This window comes from Leucobacter muris, assembly GCF_004028235.1.
Lineage (GTDB): Bacteria > Actinomycetota > Actinomycetes > Actinomycetales > Microbacteriaceae > Leucobacter > Leucobacter muris.
The window spans coordinates 40,280-62,792 of record NZ_CP035037.1; the positions used below are offsets into that span (position 1 = coordinate 40,280).

21 protein-coding genes are annotated in these 22,513 nt (G+C 71.8%); 16 read left to right on the top strand and 5 right to left on the bottom strand.

Going from position 1 to position 22,513, the window contains the following annotated elements; translation table 11 throughout:
* The first annotated feature begins 69 nt into the window (after positions 1 to 69).
* The 9 genes from Leucomu_RS00200 to Leucomu_RS00240 all read left to right on the top strand — a co-directional run bounded on the left by Leucomu_RS00200 (position 70) and on the right by Leucomu_RS00240 (position 9,057).
* Entirely contained in the window at positions 70 to 1,110 is a 1,041-nt protein-coding gene (locus Leucomu_RS00200) for an ABC transporter substrate-binding protein (RefSeq protein WP_164884476.1), read from the top strand.
* 7 nt (positions 1,111 to 1,117) lie between these two features.
* Positions 1,118 to 1,918: an ABC transporter ATP-binding protein gene (locus tag Leucomu_RS00205; RefSeq protein ID WP_128385960.1), complete on the top strand. Its 801-nt coding sequence runs from the start codon at positions 1,118 to 1,120 to the stop codon at positions 1,916 to 1,918.
* Positions 1,911 to 2,744: an ABC transporter permease gene (locus Leucomu_RS00210; RefSeq protein ID WP_128385961.1), complete on the top strand. Its 834-nt coding sequence runs from the start codon at positions 1,911 to 1,913 to the stop codon at positions 2,742 to 2,744. The genes Leucomu_RS00205 and Leucomu_RS00210 overlap by 8 nt, the downstream gene beginning before the upstream one ends.
* A gap of 60 nt (positions 2,745 to 2,804) precedes the next feature.
* Positions 2,805 to 4,322, top strand: coding sequence for an aldehyde dehydrogenase family protein (locus tag Leucomu_RS00215; RefSeq protein WP_128385962.1), 1,518 nt, complete (start codon positions 2,805 to 2,807; stop codon positions 4,320 to 4,322).
* A 47-nt stretch (positions 4,323 to 4,369) separates the two neighbouring features.
* Positions 4,370 to 5,368, top strand: a complete 999-nt coding sequence (locus tag Leucomu_RS00220; protein WP_017884142.1) for a membrane dipeptidase — start codon at positions 4,370 to 4,372, stop codon at positions 5,366 to 5,368.
* Positions 5,365 to 6,936: a phytoene desaturase family protein gene (locus Leucomu_RS00225; RefSeq protein ID WP_128385963.1), complete on the top strand. Its 1,572-nt coding sequence runs from the start codon at positions 5,365 to 5,367 to the stop codon at positions 6,934 to 6,936. The genes Leucomu_RS00220 and Leucomu_RS00225 overlap by 4 nt, the downstream gene beginning before the upstream one ends.
* Complete coding sequence (locus Leucomu_RS00230; RefSeq protein ID WP_017884144.1) at positions 6,933 to 7,229, top strand: muconolactone Delta-isomerase; 297 nt, start codon at positions 6,933 to 6,935, stop codon at positions 7,227 to 7,229. Before Leucomu_RS00225 ends, Leucomu_RS00230 begins: the two co-directional genes overlap by 4 nt.
* Positions 7,230 to 7,234: 5 nt before the next feature.
* A complete protein-coding gene (locus Leucomu_RS00235; RefSeq protein WP_128385964.1) occupies positions 7,235 to 8,296 on the top strand; it encodes a LacI family DNA-binding transcriptional regulator in 1,062 nt (353 codons plus the stop codon).
* 152 nt (positions 8,297 to 8,448) lie between these two features.
* Complete coding sequence (locus tag Leucomu_RS00240) at positions 8,449 to 9,057, top strand: hypothetical protein (protein ID WP_128385965.1); 609 nt, start codon at positions 8,449 to 8,451, stop codon at positions 9,055 to 9,057.
* A gap of 8 nt (positions 9,058 to 9,065) precedes the next feature.
* Here Leucomu_RS00240 and Leucomu_RS00245 read toward each other — a convergent pair whose 3' ends face one another.
* Positions 9,066 to 9,278, bottom strand: coding sequence for a hypothetical protein (locus tag Leucomu_RS00245; protein WP_017884147.1), 213 nt, complete (start codon positions 9,276 to 9,278; stop codon positions 9,066 to 9,068).
* A 59-nt stretch (positions 9,279 to 9,337) separates the two neighbouring features.
* Positions 9,338 to 10,024, bottom strand: a complete 687-nt coding sequence (locus Leucomu_RS00250; RefSeq protein ID WP_228407394.1) for a TetR/AcrR family transcriptional regulator — start codon at positions 10,022 to 10,024, stop codon at positions 9,338 to 9,340.
* Between the two features lie 178 nt (positions 10,025 to 10,202).
* Here Leucomu_RS00250 and Leucomu_RS00255 point away from each other — a divergent pair, with 178 nt between their 5' ends.
* The 7 genes from Leucomu_RS00255 (at position 10,203) to Leucomu_RS00280 (ending at position 18,077) form a co-directional block, all read left to right on the top strand.
* A complete protein-coding gene (locus Leucomu_RS00255) occupies positions 10,203 to 12,005 on the top strand; it encodes an ABC transporter ATP-binding protein (RefSeq protein WP_128385967.1) in 1,803 nt (600 codons plus the stop codon).
* On the top strand, positions 12,002 to 12,679 hold the full coding sequence (locus tag Leucomu_RS15290) for an ABC transporter transmembrane domain-containing protein (protein ID WP_228407133.1): 678 nt from the start codon (positions 12,002 to 12,004) through the stop codon (positions 12,677 to 12,679). Before Leucomu_RS00255 ends, Leucomu_RS15290 begins: the two co-directional genes overlap by 4 nt.
* A 63-nt stretch (positions 12,680 to 12,742) precedes the next feature.
* Complete coding sequence (locus tag Leucomu_RS15295) at positions 12,743 to 13,735, top strand: ABC transporter ATP-binding protein (RefSeq protein ID WP_228407135.1); 993 nt, start codon at positions 12,743 to 12,745, stop codon at positions 13,733 to 13,735.
* Positions 13,736 to 13,861: 126 nt separating this feature from the next.
* Positions 13,862 to 14,482, top strand: a complete 621-nt coding sequence (locus Leucomu_RS00265) for an MptD family putative ECF transporter S component (protein ID WP_017884151.1) — start codon at positions 13,862 to 13,864, stop codon at positions 14,480 to 14,482.
* Positions 14,475 to 15,242, top strand: coding sequence for an energy-coupling factor transporter transmembrane component T (locus Leucomu_RS00270; protein ID WP_228407137.1), 768 nt, complete (start codon positions 14,475 to 14,477; stop codon positions 15,240 to 15,242). The genes Leucomu_RS00265 and Leucomu_RS00270 overlap by 8 nt, the downstream gene beginning before the upstream one ends.
* A gap of 58 nt (positions 15,243 to 15,300) precedes the next feature.
* Positions 15,301 to 16,863 (top strand): ABC transporter ATP-binding protein, encoded by a 1,563-nt coding sequence (locus Leucomu_RS00275; RefSeq protein WP_128385968.1) that lies wholly within the window; start codon positions 15,301 to 15,303, stop codon positions 16,861 to 16,863.
* On the top strand, positions 16,860 to 18,077 hold the full coding sequence (locus Leucomu_RS00280) for an MFS transporter (protein WP_017884154.1): 1,218 nt from the start codon (positions 16,860 to 16,862) through the stop codon (positions 18,075 to 18,077). The genes Leucomu_RS00275 and Leucomu_RS00280 overlap by 4 nt, the downstream gene beginning before the upstream one ends.
* Positions 18,078 to 18,086: 9 nt before the next feature.
* Here the strand turns inward: Leucomu_RS00280 and dhaM are convergent, their stop codons facing one another.
* The 3 genes from dhaM to dhaK form a co-directional block, all read right to left on the bottom strand.
* Positions 18,087 to 20,633 carry a dihydroxyacetone kinase phosphoryl donor subunit DhaM gene (dhaM, locus tag Leucomu_RS16000; RefSeq protein WP_128385969.1) on the bottom strand — a complete coding sequence of 849 codons (2,547 nt, stop codon included), beginning with the start codon at positions 20,631 to 20,633 and terminating at the stop codon, positions 18,087 to 18,089.
* 138 nt (positions 20,634 to 20,771) lie between these two features.
* The gene (gene dhaL, locus Leucomu_RS00290; RefSeq protein WP_128385970.1) at positions 20,772 to 21,401 is read right to left on the bottom strand and encodes a dihydroxyacetone kinase subunit DhaL; all 630 of its coding nucleotides are present in this window, start codon (positions 21,399 to 21,401) and stop codon (positions 20,772 to 20,774) included.
* Between the two features lie 64 nt (positions 21,402 to 21,465).
* A complete protein-coding gene (dhaK, locus tag Leucomu_RS00295) occupies positions 21,466 to 22,464 on the bottom strand; it encodes a dihydroxyacetone kinase subunit DhaK (protein ID WP_128385971.1) in 999 nt (332 codons plus the stop codon).
* Positions 22,465 to 22,513 lie beyond the last annotated feature (49 nt).

The following is a 22,513-nucleotide window of genomic DNA, read 5'->3' on the forward strand; positions in this document are numbered from 1 at the left end:
CGAATGAGTGCGTACTGTCGCATGTACACGTTTACATTTCCCAGTCGTCCGTTATCAAAGGAGATCAATATGCACGACTACAGCGCTCGTTCCCCGCGACGGCCCCTCGTCGTCGGAGCGGCCCTGCTGAGCATCGGGCTGCTCGCTTCCTGTTCCTCGGCCGCCTCCGACTCCGGCGACACGGGTGACGCGGGGGGCGAGACCCAGAGCGTTGCCCTGTCCCTCGACTGGAGCACCTACGTCGCCTACCACGCCCCGTTCGCCGTCGCGGCCGAGCAGGGCATCTGGGCCGAGCACGGGCTCGACGTCACCGAGACGCTGCCGGGCGGCTCGGGCGACGCGGCGGTCGAAGTCGGCACCGCGAAGACCGACATCGCCTGGGTCGACCTCTCCACGGCCGCCGCCTCGATGCTGCAGGAGGTGCCGATCACCTCGGTCGCCAAGGTGCAGGACAAGAACGCCAGCGGCCTCACCGTGCTCGAGAGCACCACCCTCGAATCGGCCGACGACGTCGTGGGCATGCGCATCGGGTCGACGCCCGGCGGATCGGACTCGACGCTCATCGGAGCGTTCCTGAACGCCAACGACATCGGCGAAGACGAGGTCACGATCGTCAACCTGCCCGCCAACGGCAAGTTCCCGGCGCTGATGACCGGAGAGGTCGACGCGATCAGCGGGCAGGTCTACTTCTACTCGAGCAGCGCCGAGGCCGAGGGGCAGCAGGCGCACGGCCTGTCCTTCTCCGAGATGGGTCTCAACGTGCTCGACCACGGCTTCATCGCGAACGACACGTTCATCGAGCAGAACCCCGAGGCGATCAGCAGCTTCCTCGCCGCCTACCGCGAGGCGCTGCAGATCACGATCGACGATCCCGCCGCCGCGTGCGCGACGCTCGTCGAGCGGTCCGACGGCGAGGTGCTGCAGGACTCCTGCGAGACCCAGCTGGACCTCTGGCTGCCGCTGACTACCGACCCCGCCGCGGCGAACTGGGGCGAGAACACGAGCGACGAGTGGCAGGAGACGGTCGAGGTGCTGACCACCTACGGCGACGCGACGGGCACCCGCGATCCCGCCACGATGTTCACGAACGATCTGCTGCCGAGCGATTGAGGGGCCGATGAAACCGATCGAGATCACCTGCGAGCACGTCACCAAGCGGTATCAGGCGCGCAAGACCGAGGTCGTCGCGCTCGACGATGTGACGCTGCACGTGCAACCCGGCGAGTTCGTGTCGCTGCTGGGGCCGAGCGGCTGCGGCAAGACCACCCTGCTGCGACTGATCGGGGGCCTGGAGCCGACGACCCGCGGCAGCCTGCTGATCGACGGATCCGAGGTGAGCGACTCCCATCCCGAGCTCGGCATCGTCTTCCAGACCGACCTGCTGATGCCGTGGCGAACGGTGCTCGACAACGTTCTGCTGCAGGCCGAGGTGCGCAAGACCCGCTCCAAGCAGACGGAGCAGCGGGCCCGCGAACTGCTGGCCCAGGTCGGGCTCGACGGCTTCGTCGACAGCTATCCGAACGAGCTCTCCGGGGGCATGAAGCAGCGCGTCGGAATCTGCAGAGCGCTGCTCCACCGCCCCCGGCTGCTGCTGATGGACGAGCCGTTCGCCGCGCTCGACGCCATGACGCGCGACCAGATCTCCATGGATCTCTCCGAGCTCGCGGCCACCACGGGCACGACGATCGTGTTCGTCACGCACTCGATCCCCGAGGCCGTGTTCCTCTCCGACCGCATCTACGTGATGTCGCCCCGGCCCGGGCGCGTGGTCGCCGAGGTGGAGGTGGGCATGCCGCAGCCCCGGCAGCTCCACCACCGGCTGGAGGGGGCGTTCACCTCGAAGGTCGCCGAGGTGACGGAGATCTTCGAATCCCTGGGTGTGTTGAGCGGCGGACAGAGAGGAACCGGCGATGACTAGATCGAACGACGGCACGGTCGCCGTGCAGCTCAGGAGCACGCCTGCGCGGCGCCGCGGGAAGGCGGGATCCGGCAGCACCTGGCTGCGACGCGTTCCCTGGCTCGCCCCGGTTCTGACGCTGGTGCTGCTGGTCGTGCTCTGGGAGGTCGCGGTTCGCGCGGCGGAGATCCCGAGGTTCCTGCTTCCCGCCCCCAGCGCCGTGTGGGACTCCATGATCGAGAACTGGAACGTGCTGATGAAGCACGCCGGGGTGACGCTGCTCGAAACGATGATCGGCTTCGTGCTCAGCGTCGTCGTCGGGGTCGCGCTCGCCGTCGTCATGGTCATGTGGCCGCTCGCGGGAGCGGCGGTCTTCCCGATCCTGGTCGCCTCGCAGGTGATCCCCAAGGTCGCGATCGCTCCGCTGATGGTGGTCTGGATCGGCACCGGCGTCACCACCTCATCGCTCATCGCCTTCGTGATGGCGTTCTTCCCCGTCGTCGTCAATGCGACGCTCGGCATGAAGTCGGTGAACGACTCGTCGATCGACCTGCTGCGCTCGATGCGGGCGACGAAGTGGCAGGTGTTCCGCTTCCTGCGCTTCCCCAACGCGCTCCCGTACATCATGACCGGCATGCAGCTCGCGGTCGCCTTCGCCATCGTCGGCGCGATCGTGGGCGAGTTCGTCGGCAGCGAAGCGGGCCTCGGCTACCTGCTGATCGTGACGCAGGGCAACCTGCGCACCGATCTGCTCTTCGCCGCCCTGGTCGTGCTCACGGCGCTCGGGCTGCTGCTCTACTACGGGGTCGAGCTGCTCGGAAAGCTCTTCCTGCGTCGCCGGGGCTGACGTCCGGCACCGGCCACCGCCTCGAAGTCGCTCACCCAGAGAAAAGGAATCCCCACAGTCATGCAGACATCCAACGACCGTGCATCGACCCGGATCGACCGGACCGAGTTCCACTCCGTGCTCGACGGGCAGCAGCGGGTGGGCCCGCACCGTGCTCCCCTCGTCGACCCCGGCCGCGGCGCCGAGTGGGGCGCGGTGAGCTGGGCGATCGAGCACGTGGAGGAGGCGGTGGATCTCGCGGGCCAGGCGTATCGTGCGGGATCGTGGGCGCGAGCCACCCGCACCGCCCGTGCGGACGTGCTCGACGCGATCGGGCGCGGCGTGCTGGAGCGCGTCGAGGAGATCGCGGTGCTGGAGACGCTCGCGAACGGGAAGCCGCTCTCCGCCACCCGCGCTGAGGTCGCCGTCAGCGCGTGCTGGTGGGAGTACTACGCCGCGCTTCTGCGCACCCTTCGCGACGAGAGCCTCGAGCTCTCGGAGAGCAAGCAGGCGCAGCTGTCCCAGGAACCGGTGGGCGTCGTAGCCCTCGTGACCCCGTTCAACGGCGCGTTCTCGCTGGGCACCTGGAAACTCGCGCCGGCGCTCGCCGCGGGCAACTCGGTGGTGGTCAAGCCGCCGCTCAACTCTCCCGCTTCGACCGTGATCCTGCAGGAGGTGATGCAGCAGGCGGGACTCCCGCGAGGCATCGTGCAGATCGTGCAGGGCGGGGCCGAGGTCGGCTCCGCGCTCGTCGAGCACCCCGGGGTGGGGATGGTGTCGTTCACCGGCAGCACCGGCGCCGCCGGCAGTGTGGGGCGAGCGGTGTCCGGGCGTCTCGCCAGGTTCGTCGCGGAGGCGGGCGGGAAGTCGGCGCACATCGTGTTCGAGGACGCCGACGTCCGCGACGCGGTGACGGCGGTCGTGCAGGGCGGCTTCTCGGGCACCGGCCAGACGTGCGTCGCCGGTTCGCGGGTGCTGGTGCACCGCTCGATCGCTCAGGAGTTCACCGCCGAGCTGCTGCGGCGGATCTCTCTGCTGCGGGTCGGCGATCCGTTCGACGCGCAGACGCACCTCGGCCCGATCGCGTCCGCCGCGCAGCACTCGAGGATCCGGGACCTCATCGACCGGGCGATCTCGGACGGGGCGCAGCTGCTCGCGGGGGGATCGACCCCGCCCGAGGTGCCCGAAGGGCTTCGGGGCGGCTACTGGGTCTCGCCGACGGTGCTCAAGGTCGACGATCACCGCGCCATGATCTGCCAGACCGAGGTGTTCGGTCCGGTGCTCGCGGTCGTCGAATTCGACGACGAGGCGGAGGCGATCGCGCTGGCCAACGACACGGAGTTCGGCCTCGCGGCCGGCTTCTGGACGCGCGATGCAGCGCGCATCCACCGTGTGAGCCGGCTGCTGCAGGCGGGAACGGTCTGGGTGAACACCTACCGCGGCATGGACTGGCAGACCCCGTTCGGCGGCTACAAGCACTCGGGCATCGGCCGGGAGAACGGACTCGAGGGGCTGCGGGAGTTCCAGGAGACGAAGGCCGTGGTGCAGGAGTTCGGCCGGGCTGCGGATCCCTTCGGCCTCGCGCCCGCTGATCAGTGAACGAAGACTTCGAGAAAGAGATGGATGAAGTGACTACGGAGGAGAATATGTCGACTATCGTCGTGGATTGCCTGGAGTACAGCAATCCCTCGCGCGAGCGGTTCGTCGAGTGGCGCGAGGGCGGCGTCGGCTGCGTGCACGTCACCGTCGCGGTCTGGGAGACGGCCCGCGAGACGCTGTCGGTGCTCGGCAGATGGAATGATCTGTTCGCCGAGAACGGCGACCTGGTCGCGCTCGCCACGAGCGCCCAGGACATCCGGGACATCGTGGCCTCGGGGCGCACGGCCGTGATGTTCGGGTTCCAGAACACCGCACCGTTCGAAGACGACATCCGACTCGTCCGCGTCTTCCACGACCTGGGCGTGCGCATCGTGCAGCTCACGTACAATACCCAGAACAGCATCGCCGCGGGCTGCTGGGAGGACGACGACGCCGGCCTCTCCACCCACGTCGGGCGCCAGTTCGTGCGCGAGCTCAACGAGGTGGGCATGCTGATCGACCTCTCCCACTGCTCGGAGCGCACCTGCCTCGACACCATCGCCGAGAGCTCGGTTCCGGTGGCCGTCACGCACGCCAACCCGCTGGAGTTCGTCGGTTCTGAGGTCGAGCTCGGCCGCCGCCCCAAGTCGTCGGAGGTGCTCGAGCAGTTGACCGCGCGTGGCGGCGTGGTGGGGCTCAGCCCCTACGTGCGGATGCTCAAGAACGGCATCCGCACCACGGAGCAGGAGTTCGTGGACATGATCAGCTGGACCGTCGATCGCTTCGGCGTCGAGCACGTGGCGATGGGCACCGACTTCTACACCGGGTACGGAGTGGAGGCCGTGAAGTGGTGGCGCATGGGCCGTTGGGGCCGTGAGAGCCCGGTGCCGATCGATGAGAGCGCGCCTGTCGTGGAGTGGCCCGCGTGGTTCCAGTCGCCGACCGCGTTCCCCACCCTCATGGACAGCATGCGCCGCGCGGGCTTCACCGATCACGATCTCGGTCTGGTGATGGGCGGCAACTGGCTGCGCCTCTTCGACGAGATCTTCGATCGGCCGTCGGCATGACATCGCACGTGCTCGTCATCGGAGGGGGCCACAACGGACTCGTGGCCGCGAACTACCTGGCGATGACCGGGCACCGGGTGACGCTCGTCGAGCAGCGCGAGCGGCTCGGAGGCGTCGTGGGCCGCTTCGAATACATGCCTGGCTACGCCTCGTCGATCACCAACTCGCCGGGGTCGTTCGAGGGCGCGATCATGCAGGAGCTCCGCCTGCAGGATTTCGGGCTGCGCTTCCACCGCCCCGAGACCACCCTCCTGCATCCCATGGATGACGGGCTCTTCGTCGGGTGGCGCGACCCGCAGCTCGTCGAGGAGCAGATGGAGAGGATGGCGCCTGGAGAGTTCGCCAGGCATCGGGAGCTGGTGTCACGGCTCGATCGTCTGGGGGAGCAGGTCGGCCTCTCGATGTGGGAGCGGCCGCTCGACCAGCGGGCGGTGCTGGAGCGGATGGATCACGGCCCCCGCGATGAGTTCCGGCGATCCATGATCGAGGGCTCGCTGGAGGAGCTGCTCGACGAGGCCCTGCGATCGGATCAGGTGAAGAGCCTGATGATGATGCTGGCGCTGAACGGGCAGCTGCTCTCTCCGCGGGCGCCGGGATCGGCGTTCGGTCTGATGCTGCGGCCCATCTCGCGGGCGTCGGGCGCCACCGATGTGCTGGGCATCCGCGATGTCCCCCTGCGAGGGTCGGTGGGGCTGCCGATCGGCTCGATGGCCGCCATCGTCGACGCGCTCGAGGCCGCCGCCCGCGCCCACGGCGTCGCGATCCGCACGGGAAGCGGGGTGGCGGAGCTGCAGTTCGACGATTCGGGGCGGGTCTCCGCGGCAGTGCTCGAGTCGGGTGGATCGGTCGAGCAGCTCGACGTGGTCGTCTCGACGGTCGAGACGTCGCGTCTGCACCGCATGATCCCGGACGACACGATCCCCGAGAGCGCGTGGCCGCCGGCGCCGGACGGATCCGCCTTCAAGATCGCCCTCGCCCTCGACGGCTTGCCCTCGGTGGCGGGTGCGCCCGTCGGGGTGCCCGAGGAGGTGCTGCTCTCGACGCAGTTCCGGATCGGCCCGAACCCGGGGTACATCGCCGACGCGGTCGAACAGGGGATCGCGGGCCGCCCCTCCGACAAGCCCATCATCTGGGGCCTGATCCCGAGCCTCACCTCGCCCGGCCTGGCCCCCGAGGGGCGGCACCTCATGAGCCTGAACGTGTGGCACGCGCCGCATCGGCTCGGTGAGCGGTACTGGCGGGAGAACGGCGCGGCATTCGCCGATCGATGCGTCGCGCAGGTCGAGGCCGCGTTCCCCGGCCTGTCCGAGCGCATCACGGATCGCCGTTGGCTCGGGCCGCACGACCTCGAACGCGAGTTCGGGCTCACCTCGAGCAACATCACCCACGGCGATCTAACGCCGGAGAGCATGCTGAACGGCAGGCCGGGCGCCGAGCTGAGCGCGGGTCTCGAGCGGCGCGGCATCGTGCTCGGCGGCGCCGAGTCCTGGCCGGGCGGCTACGTCACGGGCGCCCCGGGCCGAAGAGCAGCGCTGACCATTGCACGGAAGAAGGAGCCGACCAGATGAACGACCTGAACGAGTACCTCGTGAACATCCAGATCACGTGGCCGCGCGACCTGCCCGAGGACGTGATCGAGCGTCTCTCGGTCGAGGAGCGGAAGATGGCCGCGGTGCGCGCGGCCGAGGGGCATCTCGTGCGCATGTGGCGAGTGCCGGGGCGTCGCGAGAACTGGGGTCTGTGGCGAGCGGCGAACGCCACCCAGCTCCACGACATCCTGAGCGCGCTCCCCGTGTGGCCCTACATGGCCGTCACGGTGCATCCCCTTGCACAGCACGCCGTAGATCCCTTCATAGACTAAGCAGCATGAAGTCCATCGGTGTCATCGACATCGCTCGTGAGGCGGGTGTCTCGACGGCGACGGTGTCTCGCGTGCTCAACGGCTCGGACCGTGTCTCCGACCGCACGCGCGCCCACGTGCTCGAGGTGATCGAGCGGCTCGGCTTCTCGCCGAACGCGTCGGCGTCGAACCTGCGGCGCGGCCGGAGCGACGCGATCGGCATCGCGGTCGCCAGCATCTCGCAGCCCTGGTACGTGAAGCTGATCCGCGAGTTGCGGCGAGCGGTCACCGCTCGGGGCATGACCACCGTGGTCTACGATCTCGAGCACAGCAGCCGGGTGCTGATCGAGCACACGGAGAGCGCTCGGCGCCTGCGCCTGGCGGGGATGATCCTCGCCACCGGTGATCGCCTGGACGCCGCGAACGTGAACGCCTCGCTGCATCGTCTCGCCGGCAGCATGCCGCTCGTGGTGATCGGCCAGCACCTCGACGACGCCACCTGGCCGACCGTCTACTTCGACGACGTCGCCGCCTCGGAGGCGGCGGCCGATGAACTGCTGGAACGGCGCAGCCGGCCGATGCTCTTCCTCGGCAGCTCGGCGAGATCCTTCCTCAGCGATCAGCGCCGCGAGGGGGTGCGGCGCGCGCTCGAGGCGAGGCCGAACCTGCTGCGCGACTCGACCTTCATCCAGCTCGACGGGCCCATGGACTTCGCCACGGGGTACGACGAGGTCGTATCCCGTGCGGACGAGCTGCGCCGCTACGGGCTCATCTTCTGCGTGAACGACGAACTCGCGCTCGGGGCGCTGCGCGCCCTCGGGGAGCTGGGGCTGCGCGTCCCCGAAGACCTGATGGTGATCGGCTACGGCGACGTCGACATGCTTCCGTATCTGACGCCGTCGCTCTCGTCGCTCAGCGGCGACGTCAACGCCATCGCGGGAGACGCGCTCGAGGCGATCATGGTGGGCATCGCCGGCGAGCCGGTCTTCGACACGCGAGTGCACTCGCGACGCATCGTGCATCGGGAGTCGACGGAGGATCGCGCGGCGCGGCCTCCGGCGACCGCGGAGGGGGCGGCGCGCGGCTGAGGCCTCGTGTCTCTGCGCCGGCCCGCCGGCGGCTCAGCGCGCCCGGAGCGGTGCCGGGGATCGTCGACGAGCGGCCGCCCTGTCGCGGGACGGCGGGGTCAAGGCCTGCGCCGCACCTGTCGTGGATCGGCGTTCGAGGCTACGGTGGAGACATGGGCGCGACGCGAAGGCTGGGCACCGCCGCCGTGATCCTCTGGATCCCGCTGGCGATGGCGGGCTGCGCGCAGCCCCAGGGCGAGGCGCCCACCACGACCGCGTCGCCGCCCGAGAAGACTCCGACCGCCTCCACGCCCTCGCAGGCGCCCGGCCCCACGAGCGCGCCGGTGGTGATCCCGCCCTGCGACGAGCTCGTGCCGTTCGACGCGGTGCAGGCCGAGTACGCGGGCGGCATCGAGACGTTCCACGGGCAGCCCGAGATGCAGCAGCAGGCCAGAACGCACATCTTCGGGCCCGCGGCGGTGACGGCGCTCGACGCGGCCGAGCAGTCGGTGCACTGCGGCTGGGGTATTCCGAACAGCGACGGTCTCAGCCAGATCTACGTGGCCGAGCTCGATCCCGCCGTGCGCGACGCGCTGATGGCCGAGCTCGACGCCTCGGTGTTCGAGCGGTCCGAGGAGGCCGGGTGGGTGCGCTACGCCCGATCCGAGCTCGGCGGCATCGCACCCCTGCACATCAACTACTTCTTCCGGGACCGGGTGTGGGTGAGCGAGCTGGGATCCGAGAACGGGGTGCTCGCGCGTGAGGCGTTGTCCCGCCTCTGAACGGGGCCTCAGCGCTTGCCGTAGCGCTTGTGCACGGCCTGCTTCGAGACCTCGAGCGCGGCGGCGATCGCCTGCCAGGAGTATCCCTGGGCGCGGGCTCGCCGCACCTGCTCGCTCTCCGCGCGTGTGAGCCGGCGCTGCGCCTCGCGGATGCGGCGCAGCTCGGCGAGGGGCTCGGCGCCGTCTGCGGCGCCGAGCGCGGTGCGTATCGCGGTGTCCATGGCGTCAAGGCTAGTTGACGCTCCCGGGATGGTCAACCTCCATTGACGATCGCGGAGCGTCAGGCCGGCCCGGCGCCGGAGGCGACGCCCGTGAGCGTGACCTCGACGACGTAGCGGTAGTACTGCTCCCGCAGGCGGGCCGCGGTCTCGCCCCCCTCGGCGAAGCCGGCGATGAACTCGTCGCTGAGGGCCGCCATGCGGGGGTGGTCGGTGTACGCGCGCTGGAACTCCGCCATCATCGCCGCGTGGTCCCGCGGGCCGTCCTCCTCGTGCAGCAGCCGCTCGTCGCCCATGGAGATCGTGAGCGTCGCGTTGTTCATGATCGCCGAATAGGCGATGAGCGCGCCCGGCTCGATCCCGGCCCGCTCGAGCTTGCCGATGCCCACCTCGAAGATGCCGGCGGCCGAGGGGAACGGCACCCCGTGCATGAGCAGCCACTTCGCCACTCCGGGGTGCGAGACGGCGGCGGGGTAGACGGCGTCGATGAGCAGCCGCCGGAACCACTCCTGCCACTCCAGTGCGCCGTCGGGCGCGTGGATCGACGCGATCACCCGCTCGGCCACTCGCTTCGCGAGCAGGTCTTTGCCGCCCACGTGGTGGTAGATCACCGAGGGGGTGACCTGCAAGCGGCGCGCGAGATCTCGGATCGACCAGCCGAAGAGGTTGGATTCGCGGGTCAGCTGCTGCGCCGCGTCGATGATGCGCTCGGGGGTGAGGCCGAGGTGGAACGGCGTCGAAGCTGGCACGGTCAAGGATCCCCCGTCGAAACTGGTGAACCACCAGTATCGCGCACCTCGGTGACCGCTCCGCTCGCCAGATAAGGGCGACCTGAGTATCATCTGATGAGAACGGTGTTCTATTGTTATAGTTGAGACGCATTCTCAACAAGAGCGGAAGGTCACCCATGCCGAATCGGGGAGCATCATGAGCGAGAGGAAACGGGGCGCCGCGCACCCGCACCCGCACCCGGACACCCCGCCCGAGGGCGGTTTCTTCGATCCGGTGCGCGGCAGCCTCGCCACGATCATCGCCCTCAGCCTCATCGGGGCGACCAGCAGCGTCGTGCCGTTCATCGCGATCGTCGAACTCGCGCGCACCCTGCTGCCCGCCCTCGACGGCGCGGCCGTCGACACCGGCCGCGTCTGGGTCATCGTGATCGTCGCGGTCGGCGCCCTGCTGGTCAGCTTCGCGGCGGCCTTCACCTCCGGCATGGTCAGCCACTTCGCCGACGCGGAGCTGCAGCTCTCGCTGCGCCGCAGGATCATCCGCCACCTGCAGCGACTGCCGCTCGGCTGGTTCGACGCCCGCGCATCGGGCACCGTGCGCAAGCTCGTCGAGAACGACGTCGTCGCCCTGCACCAGCTCGTCGCGCACGCGATCCACGACGTGATCACCGCGATCACCGTGCCGGTGATCAGCCTCGTCTACCTCTTCGCGGTGCAGTGGCAGTTCGCCCTCGCGGCGATGCTGCCGCTGGTGATCGCGGCGGGGCTCTACGTCGTGATGATGCGCGGCGGCATGGACAAGTACGCGCAGTACGAGAACGCGACCGCGTGGCTCGCCGAGGCGACGGTCGAGTTCGTGCAGGGCATCGCCGTCGTGAAGCGCTTCGGCCAGCTGGGCCGCAGCCACCAGCGCTACCGCGACGAGCAGCGCGGCTACGTCGACTTCGTCGGGCAGTGGACCCGGGAGACCGCGGTGATGTTCACGCTGGTCGAGATCGTCACCTCGCCGCTCGTGGTGCTCGTCTACCTGCTGGCCGTCGGCCTCTGGCTCGTCGGCTCGGGTGCGGCGCAGCCCATCGACGTGCTGCCGGGTCTGCTGCTGGGTCTCGGGCTGACGGCGCCGCTCATGTCGCTCGGCAGCTCCGGGCAGTTCCTGCGCAACGCCGCGAAGGCGCAGCGTTCGCTCGCCGGCTTCTTCGAGCTGCAGCCGATCGCGCTGAGCGCCGAGCCGCAGACGCCGGGCAGCAGCGAGCTGGCGTTCGAATCGGTGTCGTTCAGCTACGACGGAGCGCACACCGTGCTGCACGAGATCGGCGCCGCCTGCACCCCGGGCACCGTCACGGCGCTCGTGGGCAGCTCGGGATCGGGCAAGTCGACCCTCGCGAAGCTCGTGCCCCGCTTCTACGACGCGACCGCGGGGCGCGTGGCGATCGGCGGGGCCGACGTGCGCGACATCGCCTCGGACGAGCTGTACCGCGAGGTGGGCTTCGTCTTCCAGGACGTGCAGCTGCTGCGCGCGAGCCTGCGCGAGAACATCCGGCTCACCCGCCCCGACGCCTCGGACGTCGAGGTCGAGCGGGCGGCGAGAGCGGCTCAGATCCACGAGCGGATCCTGCGCTTCGAGCGCGGCTACGACGCGGTCGTGGGCGAGGACGCGAATCTCTCGGGAGGCGAGGCGCAGCGCGTCACGATCGCCCGCGCCCTGCTGGCCGACGCCCCGATCCTCGTGCTCGACGAGGCGACCGCGTTCGCCGATCCCGACTCCGAGGCCGCGATCCAGCGGGCGCTCGGCGCGCTCACCGAGCATCGCACGGTGCTCGTGATCGCCCACCGACTGCACACCATCGTGGGAGTCGACCGCATTCTCGTGCTCCACGACGGACGCGTCGTCGAGCAGGGCACCCACGCCGAGCTCGTCGCCGCGGGCGGTCGTTTCGCGCGCATGTGGAGCGACTACCAGCACAACCACGCACGCGCACTGCCGGAAGGGGCGAACCGTTGATCAAGAAGCTGCTGGGCTACTCGTCGCCCGAGGCGCGTCGGCTGCTCGTCGCCGAACTCGCGCTCGTCGTCGCCACCGCCGTGCTGCAGGGCGCCGCCTTCCTGATGCTCGTGCCGCTGCTGCGCGCGCTGTTCCTCGGCGACCTCGGTACGGCGCGGCTCTGGCTGGCCGTGCTCGCCGGCGTGGGCGCGCTCTACGCGGCGGCCTACTGGTTCGGCAGCCAGATCGCGATGCGGGCGAGCTCGGCCGTGCTCGACTCGCTGCTGACGAGGCTGGGGGATCGTCTGGTCGAGCTGCCGATCGCCTGGTTCGGTGCGGATCGCTCGGGCCAGATGGCGCACATCGCGACGCAGGGGGCGATGTTCGTGTCGTCGACGCCGTACTCGATCGTGCGGCTGATCCTCACCGGCTTCATCACACCGGGGACCGCGCTGATCGGTATGTTCTTCTTCGACTGGCGGCTCGCGCTCGCGATGGCCGCGACGGTGCCGATCATGTGGTTCGTGTTCCGCTGGCTGCGCACCGGCATGGAGCGCGACGACGCCGTGCACGCGGAGGCGGTGCACGAGGCGTCGAACCGGGTGATCGAGTTCGCCCGCGTGCAGCCGACGCTGCGCACCGCCGGCAGGGGCTCGATCGCCGACCGCCTGGTCGAGGAGTCGCTGCAGCACTAGCATCGGGCCTACCGCGGTCTGCTGATCACGGGAGGCGCGGGCATCGCGACGTTCGGCGGCATCGTGCAGCTGGCGCTCACGGCGGTCATCGGGCTCAGCGCGTACCTCGCGCTCGGCGGCTCGCTCGACGTCGCGACCCTCATCGCACTGCTCGTGCTCGGCGTGCGCTTCACCGAGCCCATCGCTCACAGCGGAGCGCTGGGCGGCGGCGTGGCGGTGGCGAAGACCACGCTGCACCAGCTCGACGAGCTCATGGCGCTCGAGGGGCTGCCCGAGCCGCGGACGCCGGCGCAGCCGCGCGACTGGGGCGTCGAGTTCGCGGGCGTCTCGTTCGGCTACGGCGGCGAGCCCGTGCTGCGCGACCTCTCGTTCAGCGTGCCGGACGGCACGATGACGGCGATCGTCGGGCCTTCGGGATCCGGCAAGACGACCATCACCAAGCTCATCGCACGGTTCTACGATCCCGAGGCCGGCACCGTGTCGATCGGCGGCGAGGCGCTGCCGGGCCTCGGCAGCGCCGTCGTGGAGGCGGCCGTGTCGCCCGTCTTCCAGGACGTCTACCTGTTCGACGACACGATCCTGAACAACATCCGCCCCGGCAACCCGGAGCTCAGTCGCGAGGAGGTGATCCGGGTCGCCACCCGGGCGCGGGTCGACGAGATCGTCGAGCGCCTCCCCGGTGGCTGGGACGCGCGGGTGGGCGAGGGCGGGTCGAACCTGTCGGGCGGGGAGCGCCAGCGCGTGTCGATCGCGCGGGCCCTGCTCAAGGACGCCCCGATCGTGCTGCTGGACGAGGCGACCGCGGCGCTCGACATCGGCAACGAGATCGCCATCGGCGACGCGATCGACGCGATGCGCGCGGATCGCACCGTGGTGGTAGTCGCCCATCGCCTGCAGACCATCATGACCGCCGATCAGATCGTGATGCTCGACGGCGCCGGCGGCATCCGCGAGCGGGGCACGCACGCGCAGCTCGTCGCGGCGGGCGGCGCCTACGCCCGCTACTGGCAGGAGCGGGTCGACGCGACCGGCTGGCAGATCGCGGAGCGGGGGTGAGCGGCGCATGACCCCGCGATCCCGCACGCCGCCCCGCGCCAGGCTCAGGCACGCCGCCCCGCGGTCCGTGCGCACCGCGCACCGCCGCCCACCGATCTCGCTCCGCACCCGACCGAAAGGAACCCCGTGACCACCCAGACCTCCGCGCCCCCGGCGCGCCCCGGCCTCAGATTCTCCGCCCGAGACCTCATCAACGTCGCGATCTTCGCCGTCATCTACTTCGTGACGGTGTTCGCGATCAACATGCTCGGGCTCATCAGCCCGCTCGTGATGCTGGTGATCCTGCCGCTCAGCGTGATCGCGGCGGGCATCCCGTTCATGCTCTTCCTCACCCGGGTGAAGCACGCCGGCATGGTGACGCTCTTCGGCACCGTGACGGCGCTGCTCTTCCTGATGTCGGGCCAGCCCTGGCAGAGCACCGTGCTCACCGTCGTCGTGTCGGTGATCGCCGACCTGATCCTCGCGGGCGGCGGATACCGTTCGAAGTGGGCGGCGATCTGGGCCTACACCGTGTTCACGCTCTGGTACGTGGGACCGTGGATCCCGATGCTGCTCAACCGCGAGGAGTACCTCAGCTCGCCCGGCATGCAGATGATGGGCGACGAGTACGTCGCGAACTTCGATCAGGTCGTCTCGAACTCGGCGCTCGGCGTGTACTGCGTCGCGACCGTGGTGTGCGGCCTCGTGGGCGGGCTGCTCGGGTCGGCCATGCTCAAGAAGCACTTCGTGAAGGCCGGCCTTGCGTGAACGCGGTGCGCTGACGACCGACGGCGCGGGCGCGGCGGCGGGGGCGATCGCCGCCGGCCGCGGTCGAGGCGCGCTCGATCCGCGCACGAAGATCGTGCTGGTCGTCGTGGCGAGCGCGGCGGTGATGGGCCCCGGCGGTCTGCGGTTCGTGCTGCCGGCGCTGGTGATCGGGATCGCGCTCGCGTGCTGGGAGGGCGCGCTGCGGCGCGGGATCGGGCTGGCCGCGGCCGCCGCCGCCGTCTGGGCCCTGGGAGGGGTCGTGCCGCTCTGGTGGCCGAACGGCTTCACCGCGATCGTCTCGGTCGCCTGCGCGTACCTGATCCGCTTCATCGCCGCGATCGGCATCGGCATGCACGTCGTCTCGACCACGTCGCCCACCCGTCTCAGCGCGGCGCTGCGCGCGTGGCGGGTGCCCCGCGCGCTCACCGTGACGTTCTCGACCGTGCTGCGATTCTTCCCCGTCGTCGCGGCCGAGGCGGCGGCGGTGCTCGACGCCATGCGCCTGCGGGGCCTCGTGGGCGCCGGCGGGCTGCTGCGGCATCCGGTGCTCAGCGTCGAGCGGTTCACCGTGCCGATGATCGCGGCGAGCCTCAGGGCGAGCGAAGACCTCGCCGCCTCGTCGATCCTGCGCGGGCTCGGATCGTCCCGCACGCCGACCGCGATGCTCGCGCCCCGCTTCGGCGCCCTCGACCTGATCCTGCTGCTCGTCGTCGCGGCGCTGACCGTCGCGGCCGTGATCCTGCCCTCCCCGCTCGGATGACCCCCCGCCTCCACCCGTCCGCCGGCTCCCGAGCCCGCACCGAAAGCCGCCCCGCCGCATGATCACCATCGACGACGTCACCTGGACCTACCCGGGCGCCGACGCCCCCAGCCTCGATTCCCTCGCGCTGCGCATCGGCGCCGGCGAGTTCGTCGCCCTCTGCGGCGCGAGCGGATCGGGCAAGTCGACCGCGCTGCGCCTGATGAACGGCCTGATCCCGCACTTCCACGAGGACGGGCGGCTGCTCGGCTCCGTCACGGTCGACGGGCTGCCGATCGCGGGTGCCGAGCTCGACGAGATCGGCCTGCGCACCGGCAGCGTGCTGCAGCACCCCAGGCGTCAGTTCTTCGCCGACACGGCGGCCGAGGAGATCGCGTTCGCGATGGAGAACTTCGGCGTTCCCGCCGCCCGCATCCGACAGCGCGTCGGCGAGGCCCTCGAGCGGCTCGCGCCGTCGATGCCCGTGGCGGAGCGCCTGCAGCGGCTCTCCGGCGGCCAGCAGCAGCAGGTCGCGATCGCGGCCTCGGCCGCCCACGAGCCGCGGGTGCTGCTGCTCGACGAGCCCAGCTCGAACCTCTCGGCCGACGCGGTGGCGCGCCTCGTCAAGACCCTGGCCGTCTGCAAGGCTCGCGGGATCACGGTCGTCGTCGCCGAGCACCGGCTGCGGTACCTGCAGGGGCTCGTCGACCGGGTCGTGGTGATGCGCGACGGTCGCGTCGACCGGGTGTGGAGCGCGGCCGAGTTCGCCGCCGTGCCGGATGCCGAGCTGGCGCGCGAGGGGCTGCGCGGCGACGTGCGCAGCGTCGAGCTGCCCGCGGCCCCCGTCGCAGGCCTGAGCGCGGGGTCGCCCGTCGCGCCCGCCGCCGTGCCCCGGGGCGCGCTCGAGCTCGAGTCGGTGCGCTGCCGCCTCGGCGGGCGCACCGTGCTCGACATCGAGCGCGCGAGCTTCGCCGCGGGCGAGGTCACGGCGGTGCGCGGCGTCAACGGAGCCGGCAAGAGCACGCTCGCACGGGTGGTCACCGGCTTGCAGCGGGCGAGCGGCGTCGTGCGCCTGCACGGCAGGCCTCTCAGCGCACGACGACGCCAGCGCGAGAGCGCGATCGTGATGCAGGACGTGCAGCGGCAGCTCTTCACGGACAGCGTCGTCGCCGAGATCCGACTCGCCGAGCGGGGAGCGGCTGAGCGTTCGGGCGCACCCGCGCCCGAGGCGGTGCTCCACTCGCTCGATCTCGCGCACCTCGCCGAACGGCACCCGCTCTCGCTCTCGGGCGGGCAGCAGCAGCGGCTCGTCGTCGCGGCCGTGCGTCTCTCGGGGCGCAGCGTCGTCGTGTTCGACGAGCCCAGCTCCGGGGTGGACCGGCGGCACCTGGGGTCGATCTCCGAGCAGATCCGCCGCGTCGCCGACGACGGGGCGGTGGTGCTGCTGATCAGTCACGACGAGGATCTGCTGGCGCTCGCCGCCGACCGCGAGCTGGTGCTCGCCCCGCCCGCGGCTCCCGCGCGCGCCGAGGCATCCGCGCCGGGCCGTCCGCCGGCGGCGGAGGCCGACGAGGCCGGCCCGCCCGCGTCGCGCGCTCAGCCTGACCCGCGCCCGCACCAGCAGAAGGAGAGTTCTCGATGAGTTCAGGAATCGCGCCGGTCGCGCAGGCGAGACCCCAGATCGGCCTGCTGCTGTCCACGGTGTTCCTCGCTTATCTCGGTCAGATGGCCCTCAACCCGATCATCGCCCCGCTCGCGCGCGAGGTCGGCCTCGCCGAGTGGCAGGTCGGCGTGACCATCAGCGCGGCGGCGGTCATGGTGGTGGTCACGAGCCAGTTCTGGGGGCGCCGCTCCCAGGCCTGGGGCCGCAAGACGGTGCTGATGATCGCGCTCGGGGCGGCCGTCGTATCGATGACCGGCTTCGCCGTCGCGGCCGCCTCTGGCATGAGCGGAGTGCTGGCCGGCGGCGCGCTGTTCGCGCTCTTCGTGCTGCTGCGGGGCGTGGGCTTCGGATCGGCGATCGCTGCGATCCCGCCGACGGCGCAGGCCTACATCGCAGACGTCACCCACGACGAGGAGACCCGCACGCGGGGCATGGCCGGCGTGGGCGCGGTGCAGGGCGTCGCGATGGTGGGCGGCGCCGTGGTCGGCGGCGCCCTCGCCGGGTTCGGCCTGCTGGTGCCCCTCGCGGTCGTGCCGATGCTGCTCGCGCTCGCGTTCGTGCTCGTGGCGGTGCGACTGCGCCGCGAGGAGCGCCACGAGCTCGTCGCCGACCCGGCCCGGGTGAGCCCGCTCGACCCCCGCGTGTGGCCCTACCTGCTGGCAGGCTTCGGCATGTTCACCGCGCTGGGCTTCATGCAGGTGCTCATCGGCTTCGTCGTGCAGGATCGCCTCGGCCTCACCGCAGAGGCGACGGGCCTCGCCACGGGCGGCTCGCTGCTCGCGGCCGGCATCGGGATGGTCGTCGCGCAAGCGGTCGTGGTGCCGAGGAGCGGCTGGTCGCCGCCCGCGCTGCTGCGGATCGGAACAGCGGTGGCGCTCGCCGGGTTCGCGCTGCTGGTGCTCGATGCGGGACTGTGGCCGCTGATCGCTGCGACGCTGCTGATCGGCCTCGGCCTCGGCATCGCCATGCCCGGCTACACGGCGGGCCCCACCCTGCTCGTCGATCGCGACGAGCAGGGCGGCCTCGCGGGTCTGATCGGCGCGACCAACGGGCTCACCTTCGTGATCACGCCGACGGCGAGCACGGCGCTCTACGGGCTGTGGCCGCCGCTGCCGATCATCGTGGGCGCCGCGGTCATGGCGGTCGTCTTCCTCTTCACGCTGCTGCACCCCCGGTTCCGGGGCGGCGGCTGAGCGGTCGTCTCAGCGCAGGATCGCGGCAGCCGCGGTGCGGGCCTCGGCGGTGTCGCGCGCCGCGACGACCGCCTCGGCCGCATGTCGGCACTGCTCGAGGGTCGTCTCGCGCAGCTGCGCGGCCACCGCGGGGATCGCGCGCGCCGCCATCGACAGGCTCGTCGCGCCGGCTCCCACGAGCACGGCGGCGAGCAGCGGATCGGAGGCGGCCTCACCGCAGACGCCCACGCTGCCGCCGACGGCGGCGCCCGCCGATCCCGCGCGTGCGATGAGCTCGACCACCGCGGGCTGCCACGGGTCGTTGAGGGCGGCGAGGCTGCCGAGCAGGCGATCCGCCGCCATCGTGTACTGGGCGAGGTCGTTGGTGCCGAGGCTCACGAAGTCGATCACGTCGAAGAGCCGGTCGGCGAGCAGCGCGGCCGAGGGGGTCTCGATCATCACGCCGACGTGCTCGATGCCGCGGGCGCGCGCCCGCTCGGCGAAGTCGGCGGCCTCGGCGACCGTCGCGACCATGGGCGCCATCACGGCGACCTCGGCGCGCTGCTGAGCCGCGGCGGCGGCGATCGCGTCGAGCTGCCGGTCGAGCAGGCCCGGGGCGACCCACGAGGTGCGCAGCCCGCGCACGCCGAGCGCCGGGTTCTCCTCCTCGCCGGTCGGCACGAACGCGAGCGGCTTGTCGGATCCGGCGTCGAGCGTTCGCACCACGACGCGCTTGCCCGGGAACGCCGCGAGCACCCCGCGGTAGGCCTCGATCTGCTCGTCGACGCTGGGCTCCTCGGCGCGCCCGAGGAAGCAGAACTCGGTGCGGAAGAGGCCGACGCCCTCGGCCAGCGCCCGCGCGCCCTCCTCGGCGTCGCCGGCCTTGCCGACGTTCGCGAGCAGCGGCACCCGCTGGCCGTCGGCGGTGCGCCCGGTGCCGTCGAAGGGTGGGGTCTCGACCCGCTCGGCGATCGAGGCGAGCAGTTCGGCGGGCGGATCCCACACGAGCTCGCCGGTCGACCCGTCGACGAGCAGCGAGTCGCCCCCGGGCTCGCTCCACGCCCCGCGCGCCGCGACCACGGCGGGGATGCCGTGCCCGCGCGCGAGGATCGCGGTGTGCGAGGTGGGGCCTCCTTCCTCGGTGACGAGGGCGAGGCAGAGCCCGGGACCGAGCATCGCCGTGTCTGCGGGGGCGAGATCGCGGGCCACCAGCACGTAGGGCTCGTCGGTGTCCGGGAGCCCCGGCGGCTGCTGCCCGGTGAGGCGGGCGATGATGCGGGCCCGCACGTCGAAGACATCGGCGGCGCGCTCGGCGGTGCGGCCGCCCACGGCTCGCAGCGCCTCGGCGGCCTCGCCGAAGGCCTCCCACACGGCGCGCGGAGCCGCTGCTCCGGCGCCGATGCGCCCGCGAACGGCCTCCCTGAGATCCTCATCGGCCGCGATCGCGGCGCCGGCCTCGAGGATCGCGCGACCTTCCTCGCCGGCGCGGGCGGCGCGCGCCCGCAGGGCCTCGGCGACCGCGTCGGCGGCTTCCCCGACGCGCTGCGACTCGGCCTCGCGCTCGCCCTCAGGGAGCGCCGCGCCCTCCGGGGGCTCCGCGACGGGGCCGGGCATGCGCACGACGCGCCCCGCCACGCGCCCCGGGCTCACGCCGAGGGAGGCCCCTGCCCCGGTGCCTGTCGCCGCACCGCTCCCGGCCCGTGGAGCCGCGGCCCGGCCGGTGCCGGGCGGTGGGGCGGCGCCGGCGGCGCCGGAGTCGGGGGGTGCGGCGACGTCGCCGCCCGCGGTGCCCGAGGTCTCGGCCGGCTCGATCGGCTCCCCGAAGCCGTCGGCGAAGAGCGCCGCGAGCTCGTCGAGCACCGCTCGCGCGTCGGCGCCCGCCGCGCTCAGCGTCAACCGCTCGCCCTGGCGCGCCCCGAGGGCGAGCAGCGCGGTGGGGCCGCTCACGCGCACCGGCTCCGCTCCCGCGCGGGCGATCCGGAGCTTCGCGTCGCGGCCCGCGAGCGCCGCGACGATGAGCGCCGCGGGGCGGGCGTGCACGCCGTCGCGATTGCGCACCTCGACCTCCACGGTCGCGTCGACCGACCCGGCGGCAGCGGCCTCGGCCGATCCCGCGCCCTCGCTCGGCGCCGCGCCCCCGTCCGCTCCCGGGCCCGCGTCGTCTTCGACGAGGTGCGCGCTCTTCGCCCCGAGCGCGCCCCGCGCCTCGGCCTCGACGGCGTCGAGCGATGCCCCGGCCGCGGCGGTCACCACCGCGGCGAGCAGCCCCTCCACGATCGGAGCGCTCGTGAGCCGCACGGGCGTCTCGCCCACGTCGGCGAACTCGAGCGCCATCTCGGCGCTGAGCACGGCCGAGCCCAGATCCATGAGCACCAGCACCCCGCCGCCGTCGGCCGCCGCCTCGCCGATCGCCTCGGCCACGCGCATCGCGTCGGTGCCCGTGCCGCCGTCGGCGGTGCCGGCCGCGAGCACCACCCGCGGCGGATCCGACGGCGTCATCTCGAGTGCGAGCGCGACCGCCGCCTCGGCGAGGGGAGCGCTGTGGGAGACGACCACGATGCCGACGCGTTCCGTCATGCTGCAAACCTCCGGTGGATGCGGGTAGTGGTCGAGAGGCGGGCTTCGCAGGTGGATTCGGGATCCGTGATGCCAAGCCCGCCTCTCGGCGGGGTGCGGTGGCGGCTCAGACGGGCTGAGGTGGGGTGCGGTGCTGGCTCAGGCGGCCGCGGCGAGGGCGTCGAAGAGCAGCGCCGTCGAGGCGCTGCCCGGATCGATGTGCCCGGCCGAACGCTCTCCGAGGTAGCTCGCACGGCCCTTGCGGGCGACGAGCGGCTCGGTCGCGTCGCGACCCTCTGCCGCAGCGGCGCTCGCCGCGGCGAGGGCGTCGGCGAGCGAGCCCGAGGCCGCCGCCGCGTCGTACGCGTCGAGCGCGGGCAGCATGGCGTCGATCATGGTCTTGTCGCCGGGCTCGGCCTTGCCGCGCTGCAGGATCCCCTCGTAGCCCGCCCGCAGCGCCGCGCCCAGCGCTGCGGCGTCGAGCTCGGGCACGGCCCCGGCGCTCGCGCCCATGCGCAGGAAGAAGGTGCCGTAGAGCGGCCCGCTCGCGCCGCCCACCGACGAGACGAGCGTCATGCCCGTCGTCTTCAGCAGGGCGTCGGCGGTGGCTGCGGGATCCTGCCCGATCTTGTCGACCACGGCCGCCATGCCGCGGGCCATGTTGGCCCCGTGGTCGGCGTCGCCGATGGCGGAGTCGAGCTCGGTGAGGTACTCGCGCTGCTCGGTGACGCGATCGGCGAAGCCCGTGAGCCAGCGGGTGAGGGTGTCGACGGTGATGGTGTTCGTCATGATGCCTTCCTGGGGTGACGGTGCGGGGCCGCGCGGCGGCCTGCGGCGGTGCGGGCTCGCGCGGTTACGCGAGCCAGCGCAGACCGGGAGTGCGCACGGGCGCGTCCCAGAGCCGCAGGATCTCGTCGTCGGCGGCGAGCAGCGTGACCGAGCAGCCGGCCATGTCGAGGGACGTGATGTAGTCGCCCACGAGGGTGCGTGCCACCTCGACGCCGGCCTGCTCGAGCAGCTCGGCGACCTCCCCGTACATGAGGTGCAGCTCGCTGAGCGGCGTGCCGCCCATGCCGTTGAGCATGACGATCACCGGCTCGCCCGTGAAGTCGCGGTCGGCGAGGATCGGTTCGACCAGCTGCGTCGCGATCTCGGAGGCCGGGGCGAGCGGAACGCGCTTGCGGCCGGGCTCGCCGTGGATGCCGACGCCCATCTCGATCTCGTCCTCCGGCAGGTCGAAGGTGGGCTTGCCCGCGGCGGGCACGGTGCAGCTGGTGAGCGCCATGCCCATCGAGCGCCCGCGCTCGTTGAGCTTCTCGGCGAGCGCGGTGACGGCGGCGAGATCCCGCCCCTCCTCGGCGGCTGCGCCCACGATCTTCTCCATGAGCACCGTGAGGCCCACCCCGCGGCGGCCCGCGGTGTAGAGCGAGTCCTGCACCGCGACGTCGTCGGCGACCACCACTGTCGCGACCTCCACCCCGCTCTCGGCCGCCGCGATCTCGGCCGCCATCTCGAAGTTCATCACGTCGCCCGTGTAGTTCTTGACGATGTGCAGCACGCCGGCGCCGCGGTCGGCGGCCTTCGTCGCCGCGACGACCTGATCGGGGGTGGGCGACGTGAACATCTCGCCGGCGCACGCGGCGTCGAGCATGCCGAGGCCCACGAAGCCGCCGTGCAGGGGCTCGTGCCCCGATCCGCCGCCCGAGAGCAGCGCGACCTTGCCCTGGTCCTTCGGCTCGCTGCGATAGATCACCCGGTGCTCGTGGTCGACGTCGAGTTCGGGGTGGGCCTTCGCGAGGCCCTTGAGCGCGTCGGCGAGAACGTCCGCCGGATCGTTGATGAGCTTCTTCATGACTGCAACCTCCACGTCGAGATGGGATGAGTGTTCAAGCTGATCGCGG

Excerpts from the sequence above, each read along its gene's own strand:
- dhaL (WP_128385970.1), bottom strand. The coding sequence starts at position 21,401 with ATGACGAACACCATCACCGTCGACACCCTCACCCGCTGGCTCACGGGC.
- Leucomu_RS00275 (WP_128385968.1), top strand. The coding sequence starts at position 15,301 with ATGATCACCATCGACGACGTCACCTGGACCTACCCGGGCGCCGACGCC.
- dhaK (WP_128385971.1), bottom strand. The coding sequence starts at position 22,464 with ATGAAGAAGCTCATCAACGATCCGGCGGACGTTCTCGCCGACGCGCTC.
- Leucomu_RS00230 (WP_017884144.1), top strand. The coding sequence starts at position 6,933 with ATGAACGACCTGAACGAGTACCTCGTGAACATCCAGATCACGTGGCCG.
- Leucomu_RS00205 (WP_128385960.1), top strand. The coding sequence starts at position 1,118 with ATGAAACCGATCGAGATCACCTGCGAGCACGTCACCAAGCGGTATCAG.
- Leucomu_RS00220 (WP_017884142.1), top strand. The coding sequence starts at position 4,370 with ATGTCGACTATCGTCGTGGATTGCCTGGAGTACAGCAATCCCTCGCGC.
- Leucomu_RS00200 (WP_164884476.1), top strand. The coding sequence starts at position 70 with ATGCACGACTACAGCGCTCGTTCCCCGCGACGGCCCCTCGTCGTCGGA.
- Leucomu_RS00210 (WP_128385961.1), top strand. The coding sequence starts at position 1,911 with ATGACTAGATCGAACGACGGCACGGTCGCCGTGCAGCTCAGGAGCACG.
- Leucomu_RS00225 (WP_128385963.1), top strand. The coding sequence starts at position 5,365 with ATGACATCGCACGTGCTCGTCATCGGAGGGGGCCACAACGGACTCGTG.
- Leucomu_RS00240 (WP_128385965.1), top strand. The coding sequence starts at position 8,449 with ATGGGCGCGACGCGAAGGCTGGGCACCGCCGCCGTGATCCTCTGGATC.
- Leucomu_RS00215 (WP_128385962.1), top strand. The coding sequence starts at position 2,805 with ATGCAGACATCCAACGACCGTGCATCGACCCGGATCGACCGGACCGAG.
- Leucomu_RS00235 (WP_128385964.1), top strand. The coding sequence starts at position 7,235 with ATGAAGTCCATCGGTGTCATCGACATCGCTCGTGAGGCGGGTGTCTCG.
- Leucomu_RS00280 (WP_017884154.1), top strand. The coding sequence starts at position 16,860 with ATGAGTTCAGGAATCGCGCCGGTCGCGCAGGCGAGACCCCAGATCGGC.
- Leucomu_RS00245 (WP_017884147.1), bottom strand. The coding sequence starts at position 9,278 with ATGGACACCGCGATACGCACCGCGCTCGGCGCCGCAGACGGCGCCGAG.
- dhaM (WP_128385969.1), bottom strand. The coding sequence starts at position 20,633 with ATGACGGAACGCGTCGGCATCGTGGTCGTCTCCCACAGCGCTCCCCTC.
- Leucomu_RS00255 (WP_128385967.1), top strand. The coding sequence starts at position 10,203 with ATGAGCGAGAGGAAACGGGGCGCCGCGCACCCGCACCCGCACCCGGAC.